26 protein-coding genes and 1 riboswitch are annotated in these 25,825 nt (G+C 65.2%); of the genes, 6 read left to right on the top strand and 20 right to left on the bottom strand.

Annotation, left to right across the window (positions count from 1 at the left end; translation table 11 throughout):
- A partial coding sequence (locus M3149_RS19455) for a DUF2779 domain-containing protein (RefSeq protein ID WP_251711117.1) occupies positions 1-1,311 on the top strand: 1,311 nt, incomplete at its 5' end.
- Positions 1,312-1,411: 100 nt separating this feature from the next.
- On the opposite strand, the gene M3149_RS19450 is transcribed toward M3149_RS19455, so the two are convergent.
- The 7 genes from M3149_RS19450 to M3149_RS19420 are packed head-to-tail and all read right to left on the bottom strand — an operon-like array spanning position 1,412 to position 7,094.
- Positions 1,412-2,332 (bottom strand): SMODS domain-containing nucleotidyltransferase, encoded by a 921-nt coding sequence (locus tag M3149_RS19450; protein ID WP_162143900.1) that lies wholly within the window; start codon positions 2,330-2,332, stop codon positions 1,412-1,414.
- A gap of 48 nt (positions 2,333-2,380) precedes the next feature.
- Complete coding sequence (locus tag M3149_RS19445; protein ID WP_251711116.1) at positions 2,381-3,916, bottom strand: SAVED domain-containing protein; 1,536 nt, start codon at positions 3,914-3,916, stop codon at positions 2,381-2,383.
- A gap of 29 nt (positions 3,917-3,945) precedes the next feature.
- The gene (locus M3149_RS19440) at positions 3,946-4,848 is read right to left on the bottom strand and encodes a CBASS oligonucleotide cyclase (protein WP_034713347.1); all 903 of its coding nucleotides are present in this window, start codon (positions 4,846-4,848) and stop codon (positions 3,946-3,948) included.
- A complete protein-coding gene (locus M3149_RS19435; protein ID WP_026437712.1) occupies positions 4,845-5,345 on the bottom strand; it encodes a hypothetical protein in 501 nt (166 codons plus the stop codon). The genes M3149_RS19440 and M3149_RS19435 overlap by 4 nt, the downstream gene beginning before the upstream one ends.
- Positions 5,342-5,809 (bottom strand): hypothetical protein, encoded by a 468-nt coding sequence (locus tag M3149_RS19430; protein WP_251711115.1) that lies wholly within the window; start codon positions 5,807-5,809, stop codon positions 5,342-5,344. The genes M3149_RS19435 and M3149_RS19430 overlap by 4 nt, the downstream gene beginning before the upstream one ends.
- A gap of 14 nt (positions 5,810-5,823) precedes the next feature.
- Positions 5,824-6,720: an AAA family ATPase gene (locus M3149_RS19425; RefSeq protein ID WP_026437714.1), complete on the bottom strand. Its 897-nt coding sequence runs from the start codon at positions 6,718-6,720 to the stop codon at positions 5,824-5,826.
- A 44-nt stretch (positions 6,721-6,764) separates the two neighbouring features.
- A complete protein-coding gene (locus tag M3149_RS19420; protein WP_251711114.1) occupies positions 6,765-7,094 on the bottom strand; it encodes a hypothetical protein in 330 nt (109 codons plus the stop codon).
- 110 nt (positions 7,095-7,204) lie between these two features.
- On the opposite strand from M3149_RS19420, the gene M3149_RS19415 reads away from it, so the two are divergent.
- Positions 7,205-8,161, top strand: a complete 957-nt coding sequence (locus M3149_RS19415) for a WYL domain-containing protein (RefSeq protein WP_034713353.1) — start codon at positions 7,205-7,207, stop codon at positions 8,159-8,161.
- A gap of 292 nt (positions 8,162-8,453) precedes the next feature.
- On the opposite strand, the gene M3149_RS19410 is transcribed toward M3149_RS19415, so the two are convergent.
- Positions 8,454-9,065: a hypothetical protein gene (locus M3149_RS19410; RefSeq protein ID WP_251711113.1), complete on the bottom strand. Its 612-nt coding sequence runs from the start codon at positions 9,063-9,065 to the stop codon at positions 8,454-8,456.
- Positions 9,066-9,222: 157 nt separating this feature from the next.
- Here M3149_RS19410 and M3149_RS19405 point away from each other — a divergent pair, with 157 nt between their 5' ends.
- Entirely contained in the window at positions 9,223-9,708 is a 486-nt protein-coding gene (locus M3149_RS19405) for a glutathione peroxidase (RefSeq protein ID WP_251711112.1), read from the top strand.
- A 27-nt stretch (positions 9,709-9,735) separates the two neighbouring features.
- Here the strand turns inward: M3149_RS19405 and M3149_RS19400 are convergent, their stop codons facing one another.
- Complete coding sequence (locus M3149_RS19400; protein ID WP_251711111.1) at positions 9,736-10,269, bottom strand: hypothetical protein; 534 nt, start codon at positions 10,267-10,269, stop codon at positions 9,736-9,738.
- Between the two features lie 220 nt (positions 10,270-10,489).
- On the opposite strand from M3149_RS19400, the gene M3149_RS19395 reads away from it, so the two are divergent.
- Positions 10,490-12,358 (top strand): ShET2/EspL2 family type III secretion system effector toxin, encoded by a 1,869-nt coding sequence (locus M3149_RS19395; RefSeq protein ID WP_251711110.1) that lies wholly within the window; start codon positions 10,490-10,492, stop codon positions 12,356-12,358.
- A 52-nt stretch (positions 12,359-12,410) separates the two neighbouring features.
- On the opposite strand, the gene M3149_RS19390 is transcribed toward M3149_RS19395, so the two are convergent.
- The 7 genes from M3149_RS19390 to glnK form a co-directional block, all read right to left on the bottom strand.
- On the bottom strand, positions 12,411-13,151 hold the full coding sequence (locus M3149_RS19390; RefSeq protein ID WP_251711109.1) for an LrgB family protein: 741 nt from the start codon (positions 13,149-13,151) through the stop codon (positions 12,411-12,413).
- Positions 13,141-13,512: a CidA/LrgA family protein gene (locus M3149_RS19385; RefSeq protein WP_251711108.1), complete on the bottom strand. Its 372-nt coding sequence runs from the start codon at positions 13,510-13,512 to the stop codon at positions 13,141-13,143. The genes M3149_RS19390 and M3149_RS19385 overlap by 11 nt, the downstream gene beginning before the upstream one ends.
- A 5-nt stretch (positions 13,513-13,517) precedes the next feature.
- Positions 13,518-14,750, bottom strand: coding sequence for a glycolate oxidase subunit GlcF (gene glcF / locus M3149_RS19380; RefSeq protein WP_251711107.1), 1,233 nt, complete (start codon positions 14,748-14,750; stop codon positions 13,518-13,520).
- A gap of 1 nt (position 14,751) precedes the next feature.
- Positions 14,752-15,903, bottom strand: coding sequence for a glycolate oxidase subunit GlcE (gene glcE, locus M3149_RS19375; protein WP_251711106.1), 1,152 nt, complete (start codon positions 15,901-15,903; stop codon positions 14,752-14,754).
- Between the two features lie 91 nt (positions 15,904-15,994).
- Positions 15,995-16,207 (bottom strand): hypothetical protein, encoded by a 213-nt coding sequence (locus M3149_RS19370; protein ID WP_251711118.1) that lies wholly within the window; start codon positions 16,205-16,207, stop codon positions 15,995-15,997.
- Positions 16,208-16,376: 169 nt separating this feature from the next.
- Entirely contained in the window at positions 16,377-17,786 is a 1,410-nt protein-coding gene (locus M3149_RS19365) for an ammonium transporter (RefSeq protein WP_251711105.1), read from the bottom strand.
- Between the two features lie 35 nt (positions 17,787-17,821).
- A complete protein-coding gene (gene glnK / locus M3149_RS19360; RefSeq protein WP_251711104.1) occupies positions 17,822-18,160 on the bottom strand; it encodes a P-II family nitrogen regulator in 339 nt (112 codons plus the stop codon).
- A 321-nt stretch (positions 18,161-18,481) separates the two neighbouring features.
- On the opposite strand from glnK, the gene M3149_RS19355 reads away from it, so the two are divergent.
- A complete protein-coding gene (locus M3149_RS19355; RefSeq protein WP_251711103.1) occupies positions 18,482-20,008 on the top strand; it encodes a YifB family Mg chelatase-like AAA ATPase in 1,527 nt (508 codons plus the stop codon).
- Between the two features lie 30 nt (positions 20,009-20,038).
- Here the strand turns inward: M3149_RS19355 and metH are convergent, their stop codons facing one another.
- Together metH and M3149_RS19345 are read right to left on the bottom strand one after the other, a co-directional pair.
- Complete coding sequence (metH, locus tag M3149_RS19350) at positions 20,039-22,774, bottom strand: methionine synthase (RefSeq protein ID WP_251711102.1); 2,736 nt, start codon at positions 22,772-22,774, stop codon at positions 20,039-20,041.
- Positions 22,775-22,806: 32 nt separating this feature from the next.
- A riboswitch (S-adenosyl-L-homocysteine riboswitch) is annotated at positions 22,807-22,900 on the bottom strand.
- Positions 22,901-22,908: 8 nt separating this feature from the next.
- The gene (locus M3149_RS19345; RefSeq protein WP_251711101.1) at positions 22,909-23,967 is read right to left on the bottom strand and encodes an RNA methyltransferase; all 1,059 of its coding nucleotides are present in this window, start codon (positions 23,965-23,967) and stop codon (positions 22,909-22,911) included.
- A gap of 78 nt (positions 23,968-24,045) precedes the next feature.
- Here M3149_RS19345 and M3149_RS19340 point away from each other — a divergent pair, with 78 nt between their 5' ends.
- On the top strand, positions 24,046-24,918 hold the full coding sequence (locus M3149_RS19340; RefSeq protein WP_251711100.1) for a pirin family protein: 873 nt from the start codon (positions 24,046-24,048) through the stop codon (positions 24,916-24,918).
- Positions 24,919-24,927: 9 nt separating this feature from the next.
- On the opposite strand, the gene M3149_RS19335 is transcribed toward M3149_RS19340, so the two are convergent.
- Together M3149_RS19335 and cynS are read right to left on the bottom strand one after the other, a co-directional pair.
- On the bottom strand, positions 24,928-25,170 hold the full coding sequence (locus M3149_RS19335; protein WP_251711099.1) for a hypothetical protein: 243 nt from the start codon (positions 25,168-25,170) through the stop codon (positions 24,928-24,930).
- A 154-nt stretch (positions 25,171-25,324) separates the two neighbouring features.
- Positions 25,325-25,768 carry a cyanase gene (gene cynS, locus M3149_RS19330; RefSeq protein ID WP_251711098.1) on the bottom strand — a complete coding sequence of 148 codons (444 nt, stop codon included), beginning with the start codon at positions 25,766-25,768 and terminating at the stop codon, positions 25,325-25,327.
- Between the last annotated feature and the right edge of the window lie 57 nt (positions 25,769-25,825).

Below are 25,825 nucleotides of genomic sequence, written 5' to 3'. Positions count from 1 at the left end.
CACTTCCTTGCGCGTCTTCTTGTGGAGGGGGTCCAGCCCCAGCGTGATTTGGTTCATGCCCCTATCTTCTCCTCACTTCACGCCGTTTGCCAGTTCAACGGGAGGGAGGTTTTGCAGACCTTCCCTAGCTGGCCGTTAGCCGGGCAACCCAAGAGCGGCTTCCACGAGTGCTGGTCTCAGGCATTCAATTGGGGAGAGCCAGACTTCACAGGATCGACGGTCCTCGACCTCTGGAACTTCCACGGAAAAACCCAGCTCATCGAACATGGAGTACTGAAGGCAAATCAGGTAAAGCTGGATGACTTGAAGTTCGACGGCGAAGAACCAGGCGTTGACGGCATGACGCGCAAGCACCGTCAGTGGTACGTCTGCCAGCCAGCATGGCCAGGTGGCGGCGAATACTACTTCGACGGCGAAGGCTATTTAAATGCAAGGGCTGGATGGAAGTTCCCTTTGCATTGCATCGACTTTGAGACAAGCGCTGTGGCAATCCCCTTCGCGAGTGGTCGGCATCCGTACGAGATCACCGCCTTCCAGTTTTCGCATCATGTCGTCCACGAAGATGGCTGGGTGGAGCACCGGAGTGAGTGGCTCTGTGCCAAACCTGGTGTCGATCCGAACATTGATTTCGTCCGTGCGCTACGCGATGCCCTCAGCAACGATGATGGGACGATTTTTCGATGGTCCGCGCACGAGAACACCGTGCTAAACAAGCTGCGTGAAGAGTTGCTTGCGTCGGCTGCGCCTCCCCCAGACAAGGACGCGCTGGTGAGCTTCATCGAATCCATCACGTCTAGGTCGGTGTCGCCTAAGGAGAAGGCTCACGGGCTCAGGACCATGGTCGACCTTTGCGACATCGCAGAGAAGTTCTACTTCCACCCCTCCACAAAGGGCAGCAACTCCCTGAAAAAAGTGCTCCCAGCGCTGATGAATGGTTCGACCGCGCTGCGCGAAACCTACAGTAAGGCGAACTACGGCGGCGAGGGTGTCAGCTTGAACTTTGTGGAGCCCATCGCCTGGTGGCAGGAACGCGATGGCCAAGTGATGGACCCGTACGCGCTTTTACCTCCGGTATTCGATGACGTTTCGCGCGATGAGACCGATGCAGCCGATGAAGGCCTGTCCGAGGAATTGAAGGAAGGTGGCGCAGCAATGGCCGCCTACGCTCGGCTCCAGTTCGAGGATCTGTCTGATATTCGCCGCGCAAGCATCGAGAGCGCCCTACTTCGATACTGCGAGCTGGACACGCTGGCGATGGTGATGGCAATCCAAGCATGGGACCACATGGCGGCTGCCACCTCCAGGACCTGACTTGGGCAGTGCAAGCGTCTGTTCTGTCGTTTTTTAGGCCTTGGCTCTAGCTTGATAGAACGACTTACACGACGCTGAGCTCGTCGTCAGGGAAAGCGCCTCACGCCCACCCAAGTGCTGAAAATACATGCTTTGCCGCGCTGTCTTCGGTTCGAGCGTGCAGCCCGCCCTGCAGTAGCTCGCGGCTTCGGTTAGCCCTGTCCATGAAACTCGTGGCATGGTCCCCACTGATGCCGCTCGCCACATTGCCTCCGGTCCGAGCGAGATCGGGAACAGTCATACCAAAGACTCCGCTGATGGTGATGCCGAGCCTGGCATTCCCGATCTGAAGGAAGTCGCTGCGGAACTGCACGACGAAGTCGAAGAAGCCCAAGACGCAATCCTGCAGGGTCTTCTGGGGTGCTGCAGTGAATGCTGTAACTGCGATGGTTTCGATGACGAAAGAGCGCACTTGGGCCGTTGCGGGCAGTGACCTGTTCCATGCCTTCAAGAGTTTTATTGCCGGCACTGCCCAGCCATCGCACAGCTGATTGGCCTTCGTCAGCGCCGTGTGGTGCAGCTGGGGCGAGGACTTGATCCAGGCATCGTCCTTGCGGTCGCCGACCCAGATGTAGTCGCTCCCCGGTATCTCGATAGCCGGAACGCAGTCGATATCGATGTGCGAAAGCTCCAACCTAATGGAGCGACGCTGCGTAAAGGCTGAGGACTTTTCGTAGCGGTAGCGAACCGCGTCCGCGAACGAGCGAAGAACAACGCTGGGTTTGGGCCGCGTTGCAAAAAACCCCGTTTCCCACTTGGACTCATCGATCAAGAAGATGATGTCCACGTCGCCCAGCGGATTCACCGCGGTGCCTCTGACATAGCTACCGCTCAAGAAGCTACTGAGGATTCGGTTATCGATGACGCCCGTGTCCATAAGCTCACGCAAGTACTTGTGACTGGCACTTGCGGCCTTCTTCTGAGTCGCCGTCGGCTCAACTTTGCACGCCATGCCTCTGAGAAGTCCCTCGATATTCCTCACGTTCAACCCCGGATAAGTTGCGTCACTAGATCGATCAGGACTTCTGCTCTAGGTACCGGCAGCCATGGTGAGCGAGGGGACGTAGCCGCCGCCACGCTCGCCGTCGAAGTCGAACTCGTACAACGTTACTGGCTTCAAAACCTTGATATGCCTGCCGAGGAAAAACGCAAAGCTGTATGGCGCCGCCATGAACAGATGCAATTCAGGGCGAACTGCGGTGCCCGCTCCAGACCTCAGATCCTTCAGGTGGTTAGCCAGTCGGTCTGCCAGTTGATCGGCGTGGGCGCCATTCAACACTGCAGCCTGTGATGCGCCACTCGCGAGGCTTGCCACCACCAAGCGGCCAACGCTCGGCTTGCCCAGGAGATCGGCACGAACTTGTTGTTCCGTGGTCCGGGTGATGGACACTGCTACAGCCACCTCGGCCCCGCCGGTTTCCAGGTCAAATTCACTGAACGTCCAGCTCGGCCAGGTGGGGTCTACAGGCACGTCATCGGCAGCCCAGATGGCAGCACCGCCACGAGTGCGCTGCTCGAGCTCCACAATTTTTCCAGACTTGGTGTCCAACACGGTCCCCGCGGCGAACGCAAGGGTCAGGTGGGTGTCCATCGCGAGGCGAAGTCGCTGCTCCTTCTGCCCAGCTGAACGAATGAATGCGTTCAGCTTTGGCAGGAGGTCCTTTTCCCACGTGAACTCGGGCCTCATGTAGCGGTCGGAGAACTCAGGCAAAAGATTGAGAACCTCATCGCAGCGCGCCTCCAGGCGGTCGAAGCCATGCTCAAACGACTTGACGCCGAAGACCTTCGCCGGTGGCGGCGCCTGGTCTGCGAACAACTTTTCGTCCCAGCAAGCCTGGCGGAACGACTTGGCGTCGAATTCGTTTCGGCCTTGTGCCAGCCAGTCGTATGGCAGTTGGTCATAGCTCGTCGAACTGGTTCCTGGCTCGCTCGGCTTGAGGCCATACGAGTGCAGGGCCTCATTCATGCGCAGTCGGAAATCATCCAATGACTCCGACACAGAGGTAAGCGCGAGCCTTTCGCAGAACGCGCGTAGCTCTGTCTCATCAACCTTGAGATGCTGCTTCCACGCTTCTCGCGCCAACCAGTACCTGCTCTGTTTCGTCGAGCCCTGGAAGAACTCATCGAGCTTCAATGTGTGGTGCTGCTGCTCAACCAGTTTGTGGAGAACATCGTCCAGATGAACGCGGTGGTTGGTCATGAGTCGGATGCGTGAAGCAAAGCCTCCGGACTCGTCAGACAGGTGGGCATCTCGAGCACGCTGCAGCAGCGACGTTGTCGTGGCACCGGAGTACTTGGGGTCCGTGAGGTCCACATGCGTGAACGTGCCGTTGCCTACATGCCATTTGCACTGGAACCGTTCCACCTGCAGCCGCCGGCCAAACTGATCCAGCGGCCCCCGACTCGGGTCGTACTCCACCCAAACGTCATCAAAGCCTCGGGGACCAGACTCAAAGCCCACTCGACGGACGGCTGTAGTGGAGCTCAACAGCTTGGCCGCATAGGTCCAGAAGATGCGCGCTTGGAAGGCATGACCGTATCGAGTTGTGTTGACTGCCTGTGTCATCTGTCTTCAAGCATTTGATTAAGTAATGCTCAGGTGAGCGGGAACATCGGGCCGAACAGGTCTCGCCAAGCACGCAGCGCCTCTCCGTTCTTACCTTGTCGGACAAGATGGATGGCATGGTCGGCCGCCCTTGCTGCAGCCGTCAGCAGCTTTTTCGCCCGCTCGACGCGGGCAGCGTCCATCGACCCACTGATGGGCGGACCAAGCTTCGCCGGGTCTTCCCACGTGTCGCCGATGCGGTCTGCAAGAGTGGCAAAGAAGGACTGAATCTCTCGGTCGAACTGCCCTCCCCAGCCGCCGTGCAGGCACTCGAGCGCCATCACCTCGATGAGGAACGAAGGCTTCACCGGCTTCTCACCATGCTTCGGATTGTTGTTCCAATACTTCACCATCCTCACTAGCCCCTTCCACTCGCTGGAGTAGGCCTGGTGAGCGTCTACTGCCTTCTGCGCGTGAATCTTGGGGTTGGTCTTGATCCACTTGCCAGTGTCACCATCCGGGATCTCGTAGTTGTCGCCGCAGGCGAATGCAGGTACGACATCGATGCTCAACACCTTGTAGTCGGTCTTGTCTTCGTCCTTGATCTCAACGCCGAAGTCGACGTTGATGGAGCGGCTCTGCCTGCGAACAGCCTTCTCGCCATACTTCGCGACCAGCGCCGCCTTGTAGTCATCAAGCACGACGCCAGCAGCCTTATCGTGGTAGTGCCGCTCGGTCTGCTTCATCGGAAAGAAGATGTCGATGTCCTTGAGTGGCTTGGTCTTCGTGTGTCTCTTGTACGACCCCGTCAAGAAGTCGCCTTCTATGGCGAACTTGGTGTGCAAATAGTCCCGTACCTCTGTGTGCTTGGCCGACGCGTTGTCTTGCTCCTTCTGGTTCAGCTCCAGGCGGCTCTTGAACTTGCGGAATGCTTCATTCACCGTGAGAGTCATTTTGGTCTCCAGTAGCTCATGTTTGCGCTCAGGCCGTTGTGCTCAACGCCAGTACCGATGCCCTGACGCACCATGCCGTCGGTTGACCTGAAGTCGGTGGCGGACCACCCTTCAACGTCAGGCCGTCCCGACTTGTTCTTCACCACGACCCTGTACAGAGCCTCGGCCGGATGCAGTCCCAGCTTCTGGATGGCGTAGCGAATCGCGTCGGTATCGACCCAGAAGTTGCCTGCGTCTGAAGACCATGCATAAGAGACCGCAATATCCCAGCGCCGGATGAGGGCGTCGGTCTTGGGGTGGTAAATCTCAAGAGTCACAGACTCAAGGTACTCGGTCTCGATCCACCGCTTGATGCCGGCATGTAGGACCTTGTGGTCACCAGCCAGCTTCTGTGGATCAAGGCCGCTATGGACAAGCACGTCCTTGAAGCTCTTCAGGATGTTGTCGGTAACGTAGCTGACCGAGTGCGCATAGGAATGAACGGCAACGGTAGTCATGACTTCAGGAACTCGCTGGCGTCGAAGGAAAAGTCGGCGGCTGCCTTCTTGGAGTCCTCTGTGGAGTCCGAGCCCAGCTTAGAAGCCATGTCACGAGCGGTGATGCGCGTGCTCTTTGCCTTCAGCGCGCGTTCGACCCAGGCCAGATCGTCCTTCGGACACGGCAGCGAGATGAACCACTCGCCCTCCAAGGGGTCGAACCCCAGCGAGTCCTCTTTGGCGTCGCTGCCGTCGATGGCGTCCTCGTTGTACAGACAATAGATGCGCGTTCGCGGGCCTTTGCACTCGACGACGATGGCGGCATCCTTGGGCGCCATGTCCGTGAGGATGGAGCTGGCGATGCCGGCGACGGACAGCAGCTCGTCTCGCTTGGCTCCGGATTTCCCCTGGGTCAGCAAGTCGACGACGAAGTCCCATGTCTCGACGGAGTCTCTGTGCGGTGATCCGCGGACCACGCGCTTCACCACAGTAGCGTTGCTCATTGCTTACCTTTCGGGCGCGCGGCCTTGGCGAGGGCTACAGCTGACTGAATATCGGCCAGGGTCAGCTTCGCGGGGGCCACCGCCACTTCTTTGCGCGAAGCGAGCGCGTTGGCTACAACCTTGCGAATCGTTCGACCGTCCAAGCCAACCGTGTCAGCGACCAACCGCTTGAAGCCGGCCTCGTGAGGCAGCTTTTCGATGCCCTTGAAAATCTCGCCCAGTTCCGTCAGGCATTCGGTCAGGATCTGCTCACAGGCATCACGGTTGGGGAGCGGAACCTCGAGCACCAGATCGCAGCGCGAGGTGAACGCAGCATCTATTGCCTGAGGGAAATTGCTGGTCGCGATGAACAGGATGTTGTTGAACTGCTCTGCCAGGGCGTCCAGCTGAACGAGGACCGCGTCGGTAGCTCGCATGACATCGACCGGGTTGGCGTCCATGCTGAGCTTTGAGCGGTCGACCGCCAGAGTTTCGACTTCGTCCAGCAGGACGATGGTCGGGCCGCGCATTGCCGCTTCAGCGATCGTCTGCGAGAACAGCTCAGAAACCGCCTTCTGCGTCTTGCCCATCATGGCGCTTCCGAGTGCGTGAGGGTCAACCTCCAGCAGCGTGAAGCCCGCCTTCGACATCAGCGCGGCTACCTCGTTTGCCAAGCCTCGCGCCAGCGAGGTCTTGCCCGTCCCCGGCGGCCCGACGAGCAGGATGGCGCCGTGCAGCGGTAGCACGGTACGCTTGACCTTCGGACGGACGGTGAAGTTGACGATCGCTTGCGAGACGAGGCGAGATTTGATGCCGTCGTCGACAACGATCGAGTTCCACAGATCTGCCAGGCCCCTATCAGGCAGCTTGACGATACGGTGGATGCCCTTGGGAGCTTCGGAATGGTTCGACATCAAGGTGTTTCGCAGTTCGAAGGAGGCGGTCCGCGCCGGGCCGTTTATGCGTTCAGGAAGCGGTCAAGCTGCTTCCCTTTGAGCGAAAGGAAGAAGCCCAGCAGTCCCAACCCGATGACAAGGACGAATGAGATCGGGTGCTCGGGAACCCACCAGGTCGTCACGCTGGGCAACACCTCAGCCAGCGTCAATGCCGGGCGGCGCTGCATTGCGGCCGGCACGGCGGTGATGACGTGCCCGACGAAGCCAAACATGCACCAGCACACCGCCACGTTGGTCAGAAATTGGCCCGCGCCCCGCAGCCGCCCACGCTGATAGAAGTAGTTAACAAACAGATCAAGCACCATCGGCCCCTGTAAACCCGCCTCACTCACATCACCACGATGCCAGTTTTAGACGGTGTGATTACTATACATAGTCATTATGATTAGGTCAAAGGGTTTTTGCGATGAGGTTCGAGCGGCGAGATAGGTATCATTCGTGGATGGAATCCCAGACCAGCCCAAACACGGCGCCGTCCTTAGAGGCCCTGACCCGAGTACAACGAGAGCGGCTGTCGCACATCGACTTCACCCTGTTCTTTCTTGGCGAGCTCAGACGAGCAGACGTTATCTCCAAGTTCGAGACCGCACCGGCTGGCGCCACCCGAGATATCGCTATGTATCGAGGTCTGGCCCCAGACAACCTAGATTTCGACAGCACGGGCAAGCTCTACCGGCCAAGCTCGAAGTTCAAGCCGCTGTTTGACCACCCTCCGCTACGCGTGCTGGCGACGCTCTCCCAGGGATTCAGCTTGGTCCAGGACGTAATGAGCGCGCCCGTCATCCCCTGCGAGTTCCCCGCCACCCTCAGCGCTCCCTCGGTCGAGGTCCTTGCTCCCATCACCCGTGCAATTCACCGGGGTAAAGCCGTCTCACTGGCGTACCACTCGGTGAGCAGCGGCAAGACTCGTCGAGAGATCGTGCCACTAGCGCTGGTCGACAACGGGGTTCGCTGGCATGTCCGCGCCTTCGACCGTCTGAGGAAGCACTTCACCGACTTCGTTCCGACGCGGATGGAAGACGTAGAGGTGCTCGAAACCAGCCCAATTGGCCGGGAAGAACGCGCAGACCAGGATGACCAGTGGAGCCGCATCATTGAGTTGAAGCTAGTGCCTCATCCAAACCACCCTCGTCCAGAGATAGTCCAAATGGACTATCCGATGCAAGACGGCGTCTTTACGGTCAAAGTCCGCTCAGCCAACGCGGGCTACATGCTCAGACGATGGAACGTGGACTGCTCCCCGGATCATCACCTCCAAGGTCTTGAGTACGCGCTTTGGCTTCAAGATCCTTTGTCTCTCTACGGATCCTCCAACGCAACAATCGCGCCGGGTTATGAGCCTCCGAGGATCCAGCTGGTGGAGCGAAGAACTGACGGACAGGCAACTGAGGCACCTTAGCCTGAGCTCGGGCGGCACTACACGTTCGATACGGACCGTGTCTTCCGCAAGGACGGCTTAATCTGGGGGCACGCAGAGCGAGAGGTGCCCCAGGCCGCCGCGGCCGTCCTCACAAGGAACAGGATGCTCCAGAGCAAGCATGGTGCGCTCTATGGCCTCCGCACCCTCGGGTGCAGCCAGGCAAGATTCGAAGCTAGGTCAAGGCGGGTCGCGAGTGACCGCAGGAGAAGCCTTCTTCTTCACTGGCAAAAACGGCGCGCGGCGACCTCGCCCTTGAATTACATGTAACCGCTTATGTCGCAGTGAGCCTCGGAGCTCTCGCCGTACTACCTTTGCTCCCCAGTCTCTCGCCCGGCCGCCGTTTCGCGGTCATGTCGGTTTTCCGCGAAATCATCAACCGGGTGGGCGGGAAATCGGTCTCGGGGAAGCGGCGGCGGGTGCGGCCCGCGGGTGCCATGGGCGCCAAGGCCTGCGGCTTGCCGCTGGCCAGGCGCATGCTGGCGTCCAGGCCTTGCAGTTGCGAGTGCTTGAACGGCTCGGTGGCCGCGAAGGCGGTGGTCGGCGGCGCGGGGGCCACGGCCGCGGCGCGCGCTGTGCGCAAACCCACGAGCGTGTCGAGTGCGCCCAGCAGGGCAACGAAGCGGATCGGCTTGGGCTGCAGCGGCCAGCCGGTGCCGGCATCGTGACCGCCCACCAGCAGCACGCGCCCGGGCAGGCGCGCGCCCCGAACGAGCATGAGCGCCTGGGCGTTGTCGGCGTTGACGATCAGGACCTGGGCGTCAAGCACTTCCTCCTGCACCAGGTAGGCCGGCGGACGCCGTGCCGCGAGCCGGAAGAACGATTCGAACGTGGCGCTCTCGGCCTGGGAAAAGCCCACGAGCGCCACGGTGTAGGCAGCTCCCATTACCTGCTCCCCCGTCACTGGGTGTTTATGGTTACCTTCTGATACGACGCGCAGTATCACCGCCCTGCATGGCTTTGGGGCGATTTCGGCACGGGACCGTCGGGCATGTGTGAAGATTTTGTGGTTTGCCGCACGACAACCCACCACAAGGATCCCCATGCCCAGCGTCTACGACTTCGAAGCCCAGTCCATCGACGGCCAGACCGTGCCCTTGTCGCGCTTTCGCGGCCAGGCATTGCTGATCGTCAACACCGCCAGCGCATGCGGCTTCACGCCCCAGTTCGCCGGCCTGGAAAAGCTGCACGAGACCTACGGCGCCCGCGGCCTGGTGGTGCTGGGCTTTCCGTGCAACCAGTTCGGCTCGCAGGACCCGGGCAGCAACGAGCAGATCGCCAGCTTCTGTCAGCGCAACTACGGCGTGAGCTTCCCGATGATGGCCAAGATCGACGTCAACGGCGGCCAGGCGCACCCGCTGTACCGCTGGCTCACAGCCGAAGCCCCGGGCCTGCTGGGCAGCAAGGCCATCAAGTGGAACTTCACCAAGTTCCTCGTGGGCAAGGATGGCCAGGTGCTCAAGCGCTACGCACCGCAGGACGCGCCGCAGAAGCTGGCGGGCGATATCGAGGCCGCGCTCGCGGCTTGAAGCGCTCGAACACCCGCGCGCTCGGACTCAGAAATAGAACCAGGCGTCCACGGCATCGGGCGTGATGGCGATTCGAGCCGAGGCGCCTTCTGGCACGAAGATGCCTTCGTCGATGAACGCCTGTCCTATGGCGGCCCGGCACAGCGTCTGCGCAAGGTGCGGATGGGCGGGCAGCACCGCCGGCCTGGCGGCGTGCGAGCTCAGGACATAACCAGGCACGGCTTCACGAAATACCCTCAACGCGTCGTCCGAAATGAACCCCTGGTCCGCAAGCTGGCGCATGGCGCCCTCCGCCACAGCCTGAAGCCGCTCGACATCGACGTCGCCCGAGGGCACCAGTGCCAAGGCGCCATCATGCGTCTGCAAGGCCAATTCGACGGCCCGCTCTTTGGGCTTGCGCTCGGCGTCTCGCGCCTGCTGCAAGGCAAGCTTGTCGGCATACCGCGGCGGCAACCCCAGCGCGACGCGCTGTGCAACACGGGCGTCGTGGCGACTGTGGCAACAGGCGATGTGGTTGGCGATGTCCAGTGCGTGGCGGGCTACGCGTTGGTTGAAGGGCATTTCCTTGGTGTATCGATGCACAGGCGGGCTCCCGGACAGGTGATGAAACATCGGCCGCCGCGTGGTTGTGCGGTGGTCCGTTGCATGGGTAACCGCCATTTGGCGGAGGCCACCCGGCTGAACCGAAACCTTGCTTGTTTCATCACACTTGGCGCGACCAAACGCTTGTGCAAGCCACCAAGTGGCAAACGGGGAGGCCAACCGAATCGCGGAGGCCGACATGCAAGTTCGCAGCGACGCCAGACCACGGGCGCTATCCGCGCCGGCTGCACTGGGATCCCGATCCCGCACCGCTCCACCCGGCGACCTGGATGCGACGCGTACCTGCCTGAACGATGCACTGCAGCGGGCGGATGGCTTGTTGCCCGCAGACCTGCGCGAGCACTTGACACGGTACGCGCAATCGGGCGGCGATCTGCTCGACCTGGGCGCCCATGGTCCGGAGATGAAGGCACTATCGGCAGCCGGTGAAGCCGCGTTCGACGAAGTCATGGCAGCCCTGTCGGCTGTGTGCGCTGCGCGTGGCGCATCACCCACTTCACTGGCACTGCCACCCGGGCTGCACAAACTGCCGGGTTGGGCAAAGCACTTCGGCACCGTCACCGAACTGCGTGTTCCGCATTTCCACGGCAAGCGGCTCGATGCCCGCAGCCTGCCGGGATTGCGCCAATTGGACCTGGGCGAAACCGTGCCACGCGCACTGACGCTGCGCGTACCCACAGGCTGCGACCTCGTCGTCACACACCCTGACACCAAGCCAGCGAAAGTGACCACCACGCTGCACAGGCGTTACAAGCAACTGCAGCTGAAGTGGCGACCACTGGACTTCAACTGTCTGGTTGATCGAAACGAGGGCAAGGAAAAGTACGTCTGCCGCCACCTGGCGATGGAAAAGACGCGACTGTGGGAGGACGAGAGCCTTCGATGGCACGTCATGGAGCCGAGCCCGGACCCGCTGGGCAGTCGGTCTGCCATTGCACAGAACGTCGGTTCCGACACGGAGTCACTGGTCGCTCAACTGGGGCACCGCCCGCGCAAGGCCTGCCTCGTGGCACACAGCCATTGGGGTGACTTCGCCCGCCACCAATTCGAACAAATGAAGCGCGAGGGGCGCGAGACCGCCATTGCCCTGGTGGCCACCACGTCGGTGCACGCCATGGCCATACGCTTCGTCGCCAGGCCCCCGCAAGCGCCGTGCATTGAACTGTGGGATCCGAACTTCACCAACATCAGCACGTTCAGCGAGGCGCCGTTCGACTTCGAGGCCATGTTTCACGACTTCAACCGCGTCAAGGAGGTCTATTTCGGCACCTCGAAGCACGCGTTCGGGTCAGCACCCCACATCAAGATCATCTTGATCGACAACCCGCTCGATCCGCTGGGCAGCGTGGCGCCCACAGCCAGACAGTGCGCGGTGTCGGTGGCGTTCGCCGGCCTGCCGCAACAACTGCATCCTGACCTGGTGCGCGAAATCATCGAGCACGGCTTCAGTGACCAGGGCCTGGAGCAACTGGTGCAAGCCATTCGAAGTGAGCCGTTGACGCGAGAGCAATGTCTCGCTTTGTTGACCGCGGCGGACGAACACGCTTTCCCGGCCTTGTATCGGGCCGTGGACCTGGGCCACCATCGGGCGCACACCGCAACAGCGAAGTGTCTGTTGGTGGCGTTTCAGCGCGGCCTGCTCAGCGAGCTTGACGTGCGCAACGTGATGATGGCGCGAGGCGCGCTGAAAACCGCCCTGGCCCTGGCCTACAGCAACGGCGATCATGCCGTCGTGACCGACCTTGCTTGCGCGACGCAACAGCTCTTCAAGCGGGGCGCGCTGTCGCAGCGTTCCGTGTACCACTTGATGAGGGGCGCCCACAACGACCGGTTATCAACCATCGTACTCATCAAGGACTTGAAGACGGCCGTCAAACTCCAGAAGCGGTTGAAAGAGCTTCATGCAAGCGGCGCTTTGGCACGCGAGGACTACAAGGAACTGCTCAACGAGGCAAGGGAAGTTCAAGCGGACTTGCGCGACGCCGCCAAGGAACGAAAACGTGCCGCGAAAGTGGGTGCGGTTGCCAACCCGCTTGCGAGGGTTTGACAGCCGATGACCCGCACGGCAAGCCCGGTCTGCAGACCCTTGCACCGACCTCCTACAACACCCGCAACAGCCAGCCCGCCAGCAGCGGCAGCGCCAGCGCGCTGAACAGCGCGCTCAGCCCCATGGCCAGGCCGGCAAAAGCGCCGGCTTCCTCGCTCACCTGAAAAGCGCGCGCGGTCCCGATGCCGTGCGCGATGGTGCCGAGCGCGAAGCCGCGCACCGCGGGCTCGCGGATGCGCAACGCATCGAACAGATAGCGCGCGCTCACGGCACCGAGCACGCCCGTGGCCATCACCAGCACAGCGGTGAGCGAGGGCAGACCGCCGATCTTCTCTGCGATGCCCATGGCGACCGGCATGGTGACCGACTTGGGCGCAAGCGATGCCAGCGTGGCACTCGAGGCGCCCAGCAAGCGAGCGAGCGCGATGGCCGAGACGGTGGTGACCACCACACCCACCACGAGCGAGCCGAGCAGCGGCAGCGCCAGGCGACGCAGGCGGTGCATCTGTTCGAACAAAGGCACGGCCAGCGCCACCGTGGCCGGCCCGAGCAAAAAGTGCACGAACTGCGCGCCTTCGAAGTAAGTGGCGTAGGGCGTGCCGGTGGCCCACAGCAGCGTGGCGAGCACGGCCACCGCCATCGGCACCGGGTTGGCCAACGGGTGAAAGCCGCTGCGCCGGTAGAGCACGAAGGCGGCGTGATAGACCAGCAGTGTGAGCGTGAGGCCCAACAGGGGCGTGGCCGAAAGGTAGACCCAGACCTCGATCAGGCGCTGCGGCGCTTCAACCGGCATCGCGGTCCTCCTGCGGTGCTTCTTGCTGGCGGCGCATCAGCCACAGCATCGTGCCCGCCGCCGCGGCCAGGCCGAGCAAGGTGCTGAGCACCAGCGCCACGCCAATGGCCAGCGCCTCGTCGCCCAGGCGCTGCAGGTGCTGCATCACGCCCACGCCAGCCGGCACGAACAGCAGCGACAGGTGTTGCAGCAGGCCCTGCGCGGTGGGTTTGATGGCCTCCACGCTTCGCGGGCGAAGCAGCAACGCGAGCAGCAGCAGCGCCAGGCCGACCACCGGCCCGGGCACGGGTGCGCCAGTGAGCAGCACCGCGGCTTCGCCCAGCAGCTGGAACACAAGCAGGGTGGCCAGCGCGGGGATCATGGTCGTCAGGGCTGCAAGGCTTCGTCGAGCAGCTCGACCCAATGCCGCACCGGCGTGGCGCTGCCGCTTTGAAGGTGCGTGATGCAGCCGATGTTGGCGCTGGCAATCACCGCGGGCTGGAGTTCGCCCAGGCGATCGAGCTTGCGGTCGCGCAAGGTGGTCGCCAGGGCCGGATTGAGCACCGAGTAGGTGCCCGCCGAGCCGCAGCACAGGTGAGACTCGGTGCGCGCCACGCGCACGGTAAAGCCAAGTTCGCCAAGCCAGCGCTCGACGCCGCCGCGCAGTTGCTGGCCGTGCTGCAGCGTGCAGGGAGGGTGGAAGGCCACGACGCGCTGCGCGTCGGGTGTGCGCGCGAGCCGGGGCTTGAGCGTGGGCACGAGGTCGGGCAACAACTCGGAGAGGTCGCGCGTGAGTGCGCTGATGCGCGCAGCGCGCTCAGCGTAAGCCGGGTCGTCGCGCAGCAGGTGGCCGTATTCCTTCACCGTCACGCCGCAGCCCGAGGCGTTCATCACGATGGCCTCGACGCCTTGTTCCACGTGGGGCCACCAGGCGTCGACATTGGCGCGCATCTGCGCCAGGCCACCGGCCTGGTCATTGAGGTGGAACTTCACGGCGCCACAGCAGCCGGCCTTGGACGCCACCACGGTCTGGATGCCCGCGGCATCGAGCACGCGCGCGGTGGCGCTGTTGATGTTCGGTGCCATGGCGGGCTGCACGCAGCCGGCCAGCATGAGCACCTTGCGGGCGTGGCCGCGCGTGGGCCAGGCACCGGCCGGGCGCGGCTCGGGCACCTTGGCCTTCAGCGCGCCTGGCAGCAGGCCGCGCACCGCCTGACCGAGCTTCATGGCCGGGGCGAACAGCGGCGACGGCAGGCCCTCCTTGAGCAACCAGCGCACCGTGCGCTCGCCCGCCGGTCGCGGCACCTTCGCGTCGACGATGGCGCGGCCGATGTCCACCAGGTGGCCGTACTGCACGCCGCTGGGGCAGGTGGTCTCGCAGTTGCGACAGGTGAGGCAGCGGTCCAGGTGCTGCTGGGTCTTGCGCGTCGGCTCGGCGCCCTCGAGCACCTGTTTGATGAGGTAGATGCGACCGCGCGGGCCATCGAGCTCGTCGCCCAGCAGCTGGTAGGTGGGGCAGGTGGCGGTGCAGAAGCCGCAGTGCACGCACTTGCGCAGGATGGCCTCGGCCTCGCGGCCGGCGGGGCTGTGCTGGAACTCGGGGGCCAGTTGGGTCTGCATCTCAGATCAGCTCGGGGCCGGCGAACACGCCGTGTGGGTCGAAGGCCTCGCGCAAGCGCTGCATCACCTGGCGCAGGGCTGGTGCGGGTTCGTCGAAGCGGCGCACGCCGGCAGCGCCGCTGGCGGGCTGGCGGAAGAGTTGCGCGTGACCACCGACGGCGCGCGCGGCGGTGCGGATCTCGCGCTCGGCCGCCACCGGCGCCCACAGCCAACGCTGCGCGCCGTGCCATTCGATCAGCTGCGGCCAGCCGGCCAGCAAGGGCGCTGTCGTTTGCGGCACCGACACGCGCCACAGGCCGTGCTCGGGCGACGGCGCTTCGGCCAGGAAGGGCAAGCGGTGGTCGCGACAGGCCGACCAGTCGGCGCTGGCCTGCGCAGTGTCCATGCGGATGCCGCCGGCCTCGCGCTGCAATCGCGCGCACGCCGCTTCCACCGCGGCCACGGCGCCGCGCAGGCGCAGGAACAGCAGGTCGGGCGTGCCGGGTTGTGTGGTGTCGCGCACCCAGCAGCTCGCGTTGAGCGGCAGCGGCTCGCCGCCCCAGCGGTGCAGCTGCTCGAGCGCATCGTGCTGACCCAGGTAGAAGAACAGCGTGGCTTCGGCCGGTGCCACCGGCAGCACCTTCAGGCTGACCTCGGCGATCACGCCCAGCAGGCCCCAGCTGCCCGCCAGCGCACGGCTCACGTCGTAGCCGGCCACGTTCTTCATCACCTGGCCGCCGAAGGTGAGCAGCTCGCCGCGCCCGTTGACGAGGCGCGCGCCCAATACGTAGTCGCGAACACCGCCGACGCTGGCGCGGGCGGGGCCCGCCAGGCCAGCCGCCACCATGCCGCCCACTGTGGCATGGCTGCCCAGGTGAGGTGGTTCGAACGGCAGGCACTGGCCGTGTTCGATCAACGCGGCCTCGACCTCGGCCAGTGGCGTGCCACCGCGCACGGTGATCACGAGCTCGGAGGGTTCGTGGCTGAGGATGCCCGACCAGCCGCGGGTGGACAGCGGCTGGGCGGCGAGCGGGCCGCGCACGGCAAGCTTGCTGCCGCCTCCGGCAATGCGCAGGCGCTGGCCGTCAGCGGCGGCCGCGCGCACTCGATCAATCAGCTCGGTCGGAGCGTCGGAAGCAGGATGGGCGACAGGGGCGCCGGGCTGAGCAGGCATGGCGGGGATGGTAGTCGCCGGCCTGGGGCTGCCCCTTGAATTTTTTGCACGCCGGGCTGCAATCGGGCGGGCCCGGCCCCGTTGTCACGATTCAAGGCGAGGCGTGCCCGAGGCAGGCGCCGGCATTGGGCCGGCCCTTGCATTCGCGTTTGAGGCGCTTCTCGCGGGCCGCGGGGCTTTCCTCGGAAGGCGACTTGTGGAACGTGACCTTGGCCGGCGGCTTGCGCGCCGGCGGCGTCTCGGCCAGAGCGCCCGTGATCAGGGCCAGCGACAAGGCGGCAAGGGTCAAGGTTTTCGTGAGCATCGGTGCCTCCCGGGACATGCAAACGGGCGCGATGCTAGGCCGTGCCAGCGGACGCATCCCGGGGGAGTACGCCGGCCAGGGGCGCAAAAAAGCCCGCGGACCTGCCGGGCCGCGGGCTGAGGGGCTGTGATCCACCCCGCCCGTCGACGGGGTGCAACCCTGGAGGAAATCAGCGGTTGTAGGCGGTCTCGCCGTGCGAGGCGATGTCCAGGCCCTCGCGCTCGGCTTCTTCGGAGACGCGCAGGCCCATCACCATGTCCACGATCTTGTAGCAGATGAAGGCCACCACGCCCGACCACACCATGGTGATCACGACGCCTTCGGCCTGCACCAGCAGCTGGCCGCCGATTGAGTAACCGTCGGCCTTGACACCGCCCAGCGAGGCGGCGGAGAACACGCCGGTCAGCAGCGCACCCACGATGCCACCGACACCGTGCACGCCGAACACGTCGAGCGAGTCGTCCGCACCGAGCATCTTCTTGAGCCCGGTCACGCCCCACAGGCACAGGAAGCCGGAGACCAGGCCGATGACGATGGCGCCCATCGGGCCAACCGTGCCGCAGGCCGGGGTGATGGCGACCAGGCCGGCCACGGCACCCGAGGCGGCGCCCAGCATCGAGGCCTTGCCCTTGCCCAGCGCTTCACCGATGCACCAGGCCAGCACGGCCGCGGCGGTGGCGAACAGGGTGTTGATGAAGGCCAGGGTGGTGCCGCCGTTGGCTTCGAGGTTGGAGCCGGCGTTGAAGCCGAACCAGCCCACCCACAGCAGCGAGGCACCCACCATCGTCAGCGTCAGGCTGTGCGGGGTCAGCGCTTCCTTGCCGTAGCCGATGCGCTTGCCCACCACGTAGGCACCCACCAGGCCGGCCATGGCGGCGTTGATGTGCACCACGGTGCCGCCGGCGAAGTCCAGCGCGCCTTTGTCGAACAGGTAGCCGCCGGCGCCCCACACCATGTGGGCGATCGGCAGGTAGCTGAAGGTGAACCACAGGGTGCAGAACAGCAGCACGGCGCCGAACTTGATGCGCTCGGCGAACGAACCCACGATCAGCGCGCAGGTGATGCCGGCAAAGGTGGCCTGGAAGGCGATGAAGATGTACTCGGGAATCATCACGCCCGGGGTGAACGTGGCCGCCAGCGACTCGGTGTTCACGCCGGCGAGGAAGACCTTGTCGAGCCCGCCGATGATCAACCCCTCGCCACCAAAGGCCAGGCTGTAGCCGTACACGGCCCACAGCACACTGATGAGCGAGAACACGACCATGACCTGCATCAGCACCGAGAGCATGTTCTTGCTGCGCACGAGGCCGCCGTAGAACAGCGCGAGGCCGGGAATGACCATCATGATGACCAGCACGGTGGCGATCATCATCCAGGTGACGTCGCCCTTGTCGACGGTCTCCTTGGGGGCCTCTTCGGCGGCAGCGGGAGCAGCGGCCGCGGGCGCTTCGGCAGCCGGCGCGGCGGGGGCCGCGGCAGCGGGAGCGGCGTCGGGCGCCGGCGTGGTCTGGGCGAGGGCTGCGCCACCGCCGATCGCCAGGCCGAGGCCCAGCAACAGGGAAGCCAGGAACTTCTTCATTTGGGGATCTCCGTTGGAATTCAGGGGGGTGCGGCTCAGATCGCTTCGTTACCGGTTTCACCGGTGCGGATGCGGACCACCTGTTCGAGGGGGGAGACGAAGATCTTTCCGTCGCCGATCTTGCCGGTGCGCGCGGCACCTTCGATGGCCTCGATGACGCGCTCGACGAGCTCGTCGGCCACGGCGACCTCGATCTTCACCTTGGGCAGGAAGTCGACGACGTACTCCGCGCCACGGTAGAGCTCGGTGTGACCCTTCTGACGGCCGAAGCCCTTGACTTCGGTGACGGTGATGCCCTGCACGCCCACGCCCGACAGTGCCTCGCGCACTTCGTCCAGCTTGAACGGCTTGATGACGGCTAGAACCATTTTCACGACGATCCCTCCAGGGGTTGGTTGATCCGGTCTCAGCCCAAGCAGCTTGTGTGCCAGGTGGATGTTTCCGCTTGAAACCGGTGAGGCACCAGAACGAGGCCTCAGAGCCGCCGGTGAGCCACCTGCGCCCGATACAGCACCAAAGCGGTGCCATCAGAGCCAGATTGGGGCCATCCGGCCATGCCGGAGGCGAAGGGGCGGCGGTGGGCGCACCAGCATGGCGCCCGACACCCCCGGCAGCACCCCCGCGCGCGCTCACCCACAATCGCCGGCCCGCGGCTGCAGCTGCCAGCCGCGCACAACAACAGGGAGAAGCAACGCATGGGACTGGCGCGCGTGCACAGCCGAGCCTTGCAGGGCCTGCAGGCCCGGCCCGTCAGCGTGGAGGTGCATCTGGCGAACGGGCTGCCCTCGTTCACGCTGGTAGGCCTCGCCGACACCGAGGTCAAGGAGGCGCGCGAGCGCGTGCGCGCGGCCATTGCGCACAGCGGGCTCGAGTTTCCCGGCAACCAACGCATCACCGTGAGCCTGGCGCCGGCCGACCTGCCCAAGGACTCGGGCCGCTTCGACCTGCCGATCGCGCTGGGGATCCTGGCCGCCAGCGGTCAGATCGCCGAGGAGGCGCTGACACACCACGTCTTCGCGGGCGAGCTGTCGCTGGGTGGCGAGTTGCGGCCGGTGCGCGGGGCACTGGCCATGGCGCTGGGGGTGGCCGGCGAATCAACCCACGCCACGCTGGTGCTGCCGCCGGGCAGCGCCGAGGAAGCGGCGCTGGTGCCGCGGGCGCGCGTGGTGCGCGCGCGGCATCTGGTGGACGTGGCAGCACGGCTGCGGCGCGAGAACCCGGCGCAGGGCGAAGACGCGGGCTGGCATGTCCTGCCCGCTCGCAGCACGACGGCGGCGCCGGCCAGCGCAGACCTGGCGGACGTGCGGGGCCAGAGCGCCGCGCGGCGGGCGCTGGAGATCGCGGCCGCGGGTGGCCACAGCCTGTTGCTGGTGGGCCCCCCGGGGGCCGGCAAGTCCATGCTGGCGCAGCGTCTGCCGGGGCTGCTGCCGCCACTCAGCACCGACGAGGCCCTGGAGGCGGCTGCCATCGCCTCGCTGGCCGGGCGCTTCGACATCGCCCACTGGGGCCAGCGCCCGATGAGCGCGCCGCACCACAGCGCCTCGGCGGTGGCGCTGGTGGGCGGGGGCTCGCCACCGCGCCCGGGCGAGATCTCGCTCGCCCACCACGGCGTGCTGTTTCTGGATGAGCTACCCGAGTTTCCCCGCCACGCCCTGGAGGCGCTGCGCGAACCGTTGGAGAACGGTCGTATCCGCATCTCGCGCGCGGCGCAGCAGACCGAGTTTCCCGCGCGCTTTCAGCTCGTGGCCGCCATGAACCCCTGCCCCTGCGGCTGGCTGGGCCACCCCACGCGTGCTTGCCGCTGCACGCCAGATCAGGTGGCGCGCTACCAGGGCAAGCTCAGTGGGCCATTGCTCGATCGCATCGACCTGCAAGTCGAGGTGCCAGCGCTGGCGGTTGGCGACCTGCTGCACGGCGCACCCGGCGAGCCCAGCGACGCGGTGCGTTCGCGCGTGATCGCGTCCCGCGAACGCGCCCTGCAGCGTCAGGGCAGCCCCAACCAGGCGCTCGCGGGGTCCGCGCTGCAGGCGCACGCCCAGGCCGACGCAGACGCCCTGGCATTCCTGCAGTCCGCTGCCACGCGCCTGGGCTGGAGCGGGCGCGCCATGCACCGGGCACTGCGTGTCGCGCGCACGATCGCCGACCTTGCCGAGAGCGATTCCGTGCAGACTGGCCATGTGGCCGAAGCGGTGCAATACCGGCGCGCGCTGGCGACGACCTGAGCCGCGGCGCACGCCGTGCTCAGACAGGCGTCAGAGATTGGGGGCCAGCCAGCGCTGCAGATCCTCGCGCGCCACGCGGCTGCGCTCAGCCAGATCGGCCAGCTGGTCTTCGCCGATCTTGCCGACGTTGAAATAGGTGCTTTGCGGGTGGCTCAGGTAAAAGCCACTCACGCTGGCGGCCGGCGCCATGGCCAGGCTCTCGGTCAGAGTCATGCCGATCTCGCCCGCCTGCAACAGCTCGAACATGCCGCGCTTGACGCTGTGGTCCGGGCAGGCCGGGTAACCGGGCGCGGGACGGATGCCCTGGTACTTTTCCTTGATGAGCTCTTCATTGCTCAGCATCTCACCCGCTGCGTAACCCCAAAGGTCGGTACGCACGCGCTGGTGCATCTGCTCGGCCAAGGCCTCGGCCAGCCGGTCGGCCAGGGCCTTGAACATGATGGCGGAGTAGTCGTCGTGGTCGGCAAGGAACTGCTTCTCCTTCTTCTCGACGCCGATGCCTGCGGTGACAGCGAACACGCCGACGTAGTCCTTCGCCACGCCGTGCGGCGCCACGAAGTCGGCCAGGCAGCGGCTCGGGCGCATCACGCCGTCGATGTCCTGCTTCTCGGTCTGCTGCCGCAGGCCGTGCCACACCAGCACGGGGCGCTCGCGCGATTCGTCGGCATAGAGCGCAATGTCGTCCTCACTCACCTGATTGGCGGGGTACAGGCCGATCACCGCGTTGGCCTGCAACCAGCGGCCGTCGATCAGGCGCTGCAGCATGCGCTTGCCGTCGCTGAACACGCGGCGCGCTTCTTCGCCCACCACCTCGTCCTTGAGGATTTCGGGGAACGGGCCGGCGAGGTCCCAGGTCTGGAAGAACGGGCCCCAGTCGATGAATTTCGCAAGCTCGGCCAGGTCGACGTTCTTGAACACGCGCCGGCCGATGAACTTGGGCGCGGGCGGCGTGTAAGTGCTGAAGTCGATCGGCGTCTTGTTGGCACGCGCCTTGGCCAGCGGCCACAGCGGCACCTGCTTCTTGTTGGCGTGCTGCTGGCGCACGCGCTCGTAGTCGGCGTTGACCTCGGCGATATAGGCCGCGGCCTGCTCCGACAGCAGACCCTGCGCCACGCTCACGCTGCGCGAGGCGTCGGGCACGTAGACCACCGGGCCTTCGTAGTGCGGCGCGATCTTCACCGCGGTGTGCACGCGGCTGGTGGTGGCACCGCCGATCAGCAGCGGGATCTTGCGGATGCGGAAGTGCTCGTCCTTCTGCATCTCGCTGGCCACGTACTGCATCTCTTCGAGGCTGGGCGTGATCAGGCCCGACAGGCCCACGATGTCCGCGCCTTCGACCTTGGCCTTGGCCAGGATCTCGTGGCAGGGGACCATCACGCCCATGTTCACCACCTCGAAGTTGTTGCACTGGAGCACGACGGTGACAATGTTCTTGCCGATGTCGTGCACGTCGCCCTTGACGGTGGCGATCACGATCTTGCCTTTGGGTTTCACGTCGCCGCCCGCCGCCTCCAGGCGCTTCTTTTCTTCCTCGATGTAGGGCAGCAGGTGGGCCACGGCCTGCTTCATCACGCGCGCACTCTTGACCACCTGCGGCAGGAACATCTTGCCCTGGCCGAACAGGTCGCCCACGACGTTCATACCATCCATCAACGGGCCTTCGATGACGTTGAGTGGACGCCCGCCCTGGGCCTCGATCTCGCGCCACATCTGCTCGGTGTCGTCGACGATGTGGTCGTTGATGCCGCGCACCAGCGCGTGCGACAGGCGCTCACGGATCGGCAGCTCGCGCCAGGCGTTCTTCTGCGAATCGTCCTTGGCCGCGCCCTTGGCGGTTTCGGCAATCTCCAGCAGGCGCTCGGCGGCGTCGGGCCGACGGTTCAGCACCACGTCTTCCACACGCTCGCGCAGCGTGGGTTCGAGCTCGTCGTACACGCCCACCATGCCGGCGTTGACGATGCCCATGTCCATGCCGGCTTTGATGGCGTGGTACAGGAACACGGAGTGGATCGCCTCGCGCACCGGGTCGTTGCCGCGGAAGGAGAAGCTCACGTTCGAGACACCGCCCGACACCTTGGCGCCCGGCAGGTTCTGCTTGATCCAGCGCGTGGCCTCGATGAAATCGACCGCGTAGTTGTTGTGCTCTTCGATACCGGTGGCGATGGCGAAGATGTTGGGGTCGAAGACGATGTCCTCGGGCGGGAAGGCCACTTCATCGACCAGGATGCGGTAGGCGCGCTCGCAGATCTCGATCTTGCGCTCGTAGGTGTCGGCCTGGCCTTTTTCGTCGAAGGCCATCACCACGGTGGCCGCGCCGTAGCGCTTGATGAGCTGAGCCTGGCGCTTGAACTCGTCCACGCCCTCCTTCATCGAGATCGAGTTCACCACGCCTTTGCCCTGCAGGCAGCGCAGGCCAGCCTCAATCACACTCCACTTGGAGCTGTCCACCATCACCGGCACACGCGCGATGTCGGGCTCGCCGGCCATGAGGTTCAAGAAACGCACCATGGCCGCCTCGCTGTCGAGCATGGCCTCGTCCATGTTGACGTCGATGATCTGCGCGCCGTTCTCCACCTGCTGGCGCGCCACCGCCAGCGCGTCTTCGAAGCGGCCTTCGAGGATCATGCGCGCGAAGGCCTTGGAGCCGGTGACGTTGGTGCGCTCGCCCACGTTGACGAACAGGCTGCCAGCGCCGATGGCAAGCGGCTCCAGGCCCGACAGCAGCATCGGACGCACGGGGGACGAGGAAGGGGTCTCGGAGGACATGCGGCTCACCAGGGTTGTTTGCAAAGAAACCGACCAGGTGAGCGTCGTTGGGGCCGTTTCACGCCCGACTCAAGCCTGACGCCCGGTGCCCCGCGAGGGGTGGGCGCTGCAACGCTCCTTGAGAGAGCGCGATTTTAGCTGGCGCCCTGCGGCAGCGCAGCAGAGCGCCGCCGCACGGCCACCACGCGCTCGCCGGTAGCCAGCGAACGTGCGCGCAGCTGGCCGCAGCCGGCGTCCACGTCCTGCCCCGCGGAGTGGCGCAGTTTGGTGAGGATGCCGCGGCGGTGCAGGCGGCGCGCGATGTCGGCTGCAGCCTCCCAGGCCGGCCGTTTGAACGGCAGGCCTTCGACCGCGTTGTAGGGGATGAGGTTGAGCACGCCGTAGCGCCCGCCGAGCAGTCGCACGATGCCCTCGACCTCGTCATCCCCATCGTTCACACCGGCCAGCAACGTCCACTGGTATTGCACCGGGTAGCCGGTGGCGCGGGCATAGGCGTCGGCGCGCTCGACCAGTTGCTCGGGCGAGAGGCGCGGCGCCCGCGGCAGCAGTTGCTCGCGCAATGCGGCCTTGGTGGTGTGCAGCGAGAGCGCCAGCGCGGGCTTGACGGCGCCGCGCGGCAGCGCCTCGAAGGCGCGCTCGTCGCCCACGGTGGAAAACACCAGGTTCTTGTGACCGATGCCGCCCACGGTGCCCAGCAGTTCGATCGCTTCGAGCACAGCGTCCAGGTTGTGCGCAGGCTCGCCCATGCCCATGAACACCACCTTGTTCACCGGCCGCCCAGCGCGCGCCAGCGCCACCTGGGCCACGATCTCGGCGCTGCCGAGCTGGCGGATCAAGCCGCCGGTGCCCGTCATGCAGAAGCCGCAACCCACGGCGCAACCCACCTGGGTGGACACGCACAGCCCGCCGCGCGGCAAGCGCACGCTCTCCACCGTCTGGCCGTCGCGCAGCGCCACCAGCAAGCGCGCGGAACCGTCTTCGCCCGGGTGCTCGGCCTGCAGGCGCGCCAGGCCCGCGAGCTCGTCGCGCAGCGCGGGCAGCGCCTCGAACAAGGCCTTGGGGAAATGGTGCTCGGGCTTGCGCCGCCCGGCATCGGCCGGCAAGGCATGCACCCAATGGCGCAGCACGCGCTGCGCATGCAGCGGCCCGGCCCCGAGGGCGGTGAGGCGTTGGCGCAGTTCGCTGACGTGCATGGGGCCGTGATTGTCGCGCAGCACCAGCGGGCACGTGTTCGGCCCACAATGGGCGCTGCACGATCAAGGAGACCCCCGATGCTCGAAATGGTGATCACCGCGCGCAGCGCCGACCTGGGCCACGGCCTGCTGGTGCGGCGCGTGTTGCCTTATGCGAAGCGCCGCATGGTTGGCCCTTTCATCTTCTGGGACCACGCCGGCCCGGTAACCTTTCCCCCGGAGGCGATCCCGGGCGCCGACGTGCGCCCGCACCCGCACATCGGCCTGGCCACGGTGAGCTACCTCCTCAGCGGCTCCATGACGCACCGCGACAGCCTGGGCACGGTGCTCGATATCCGGCCGGGTGACGTGAACTGGATGACCGCGGGCCGGGGCATCAGCCACAGCGAGCGCTTCACCCACCCACAGTCGTTCGAAGGCGGTGGGCTGGAGTTGATGCAGAGCTGGGTGGCACTGCCGGTGGAGCACGAGGAAACCGCGCCCGCCTTCGCGCACACCGGCAAGGACGCGCTGCCGACGATCGACGAGAACGGCGTCTGGATGCGGCTGGTGGTGGGCGAGGCTTACGGGGCGAAGAGCCCGGTGGCCACGCTCTCGCCGCTGTTCCACGTGCACGCCGAGGTGCAGGCCGGTGCGCGCGTGCGCCTGCCGGGCGGCCACGCCGAGCAGGCGCTCTACGTGGCCAGGGGCGAGGTGGAACACGCCGGACAGACGTATCAGCCCGGCCAGTTGCTGGTGTTCGGCAGCGACAGCGACGCCTTCGTCACCGCGCGCACGCCGGCCACGCTCATGCTGTTCGGCGGCGAGCCGCTGGGCGAGCGCCACATCTGGTGGAACTTCGTGTCTTCGCGCAAGGAGCGCATCGAACAGGCCAAGGCCGATTGGACGGCGGGCCGCATCGCGCTGCCGCCAGGGGACGACGCCGAGTGGATTCCGCTGCCGAAAACCTGAGAGCGCGGATCAGGATGGCCAGATGGGATCATCGGCGCGTTTGCGTTGCACCCGCGCCTGGCCCCAGACGACGTGCAGCTTCTTGCTCTGCCGCGCCAGGCTCTCGGCCACCTTGTCGATCACGTAACGCCGTCGCGCGGGCTCGCCCGGCACGTCGAACTCCCAGAGCTTGAACGAGCCATCGGGCTGCTCCTCGACCAGGATGGCGAAGCGGCCGCAAGGGTCGCGGTAGTTGAGGGTTCGGCAGTACATGGGCGGCGCGGGTTCCCCGTGGGTAACCCGACGCATCGGACAGTTCCAGCATCGCTGGCCAGGTCCAACCCAGAGACGCCACGGAACTGGCTCCGCCAGGCCGTCGGCGTCGTCCCCCCTCCCAGGGGGGAAGGCGCGCAGCGCCGCAGGGGGGTCAGTACTGTTTATACGGCAGGAACTTGCCCGACATCACGATCTTCACGCGGTCACCATTCGGGTCGGCCTCGCGCTTCATGTCCATCTTGAAGTCGATGGCGCTCATGATGCCGTCGCCGAATTCCTCGTGGATGAGTTCCTTGAAGGTGGTGCCGTAGACGCTGATGAGTTCATAGAAGCGGTAGATCAGCGGATCGGTGGGCACGCTGGTGGGCAGCGAGCCTTTGTAGGGCACCACCTGCAGCCACTTCTGCTCCTCGCTGCTCAGGCCGAAGATCTTGCCCAGCACCTTGGCCTGCTCGGGCGTGGCGGTCATCTGGCCCAGGCACAGGGCCGTGGTCCATTCCTTGGACTTGCCCACTTTCTTCGCGACGTCTTCCCACTTGAGGCCTTTGCTGACCTTGGTGCTGACGATCTTTTCGGTGACTTCGATGCGGCTCATGTGTTGCCTCTGTAGAAATGGTTGGGTGACGGGGGGTGAAGCGAGGACGCCGAGGAA

This window comes from Hydrogenophaga intermedia (genome assembly GCF_023715105.1).
Classification (GTDB): Bacteria; Pseudomonadota; Gammaproteobacteria; order Burkholderiales; family Burkholderiaceae_C; genus Hydrogenophaga; species Hydrogenophaga intermedia_A.
The sequence above is the reverse complement of the archived record's forward strand: the minus strand, read 5'-3'. Positions and strand labels throughout refer to the sequence as shown.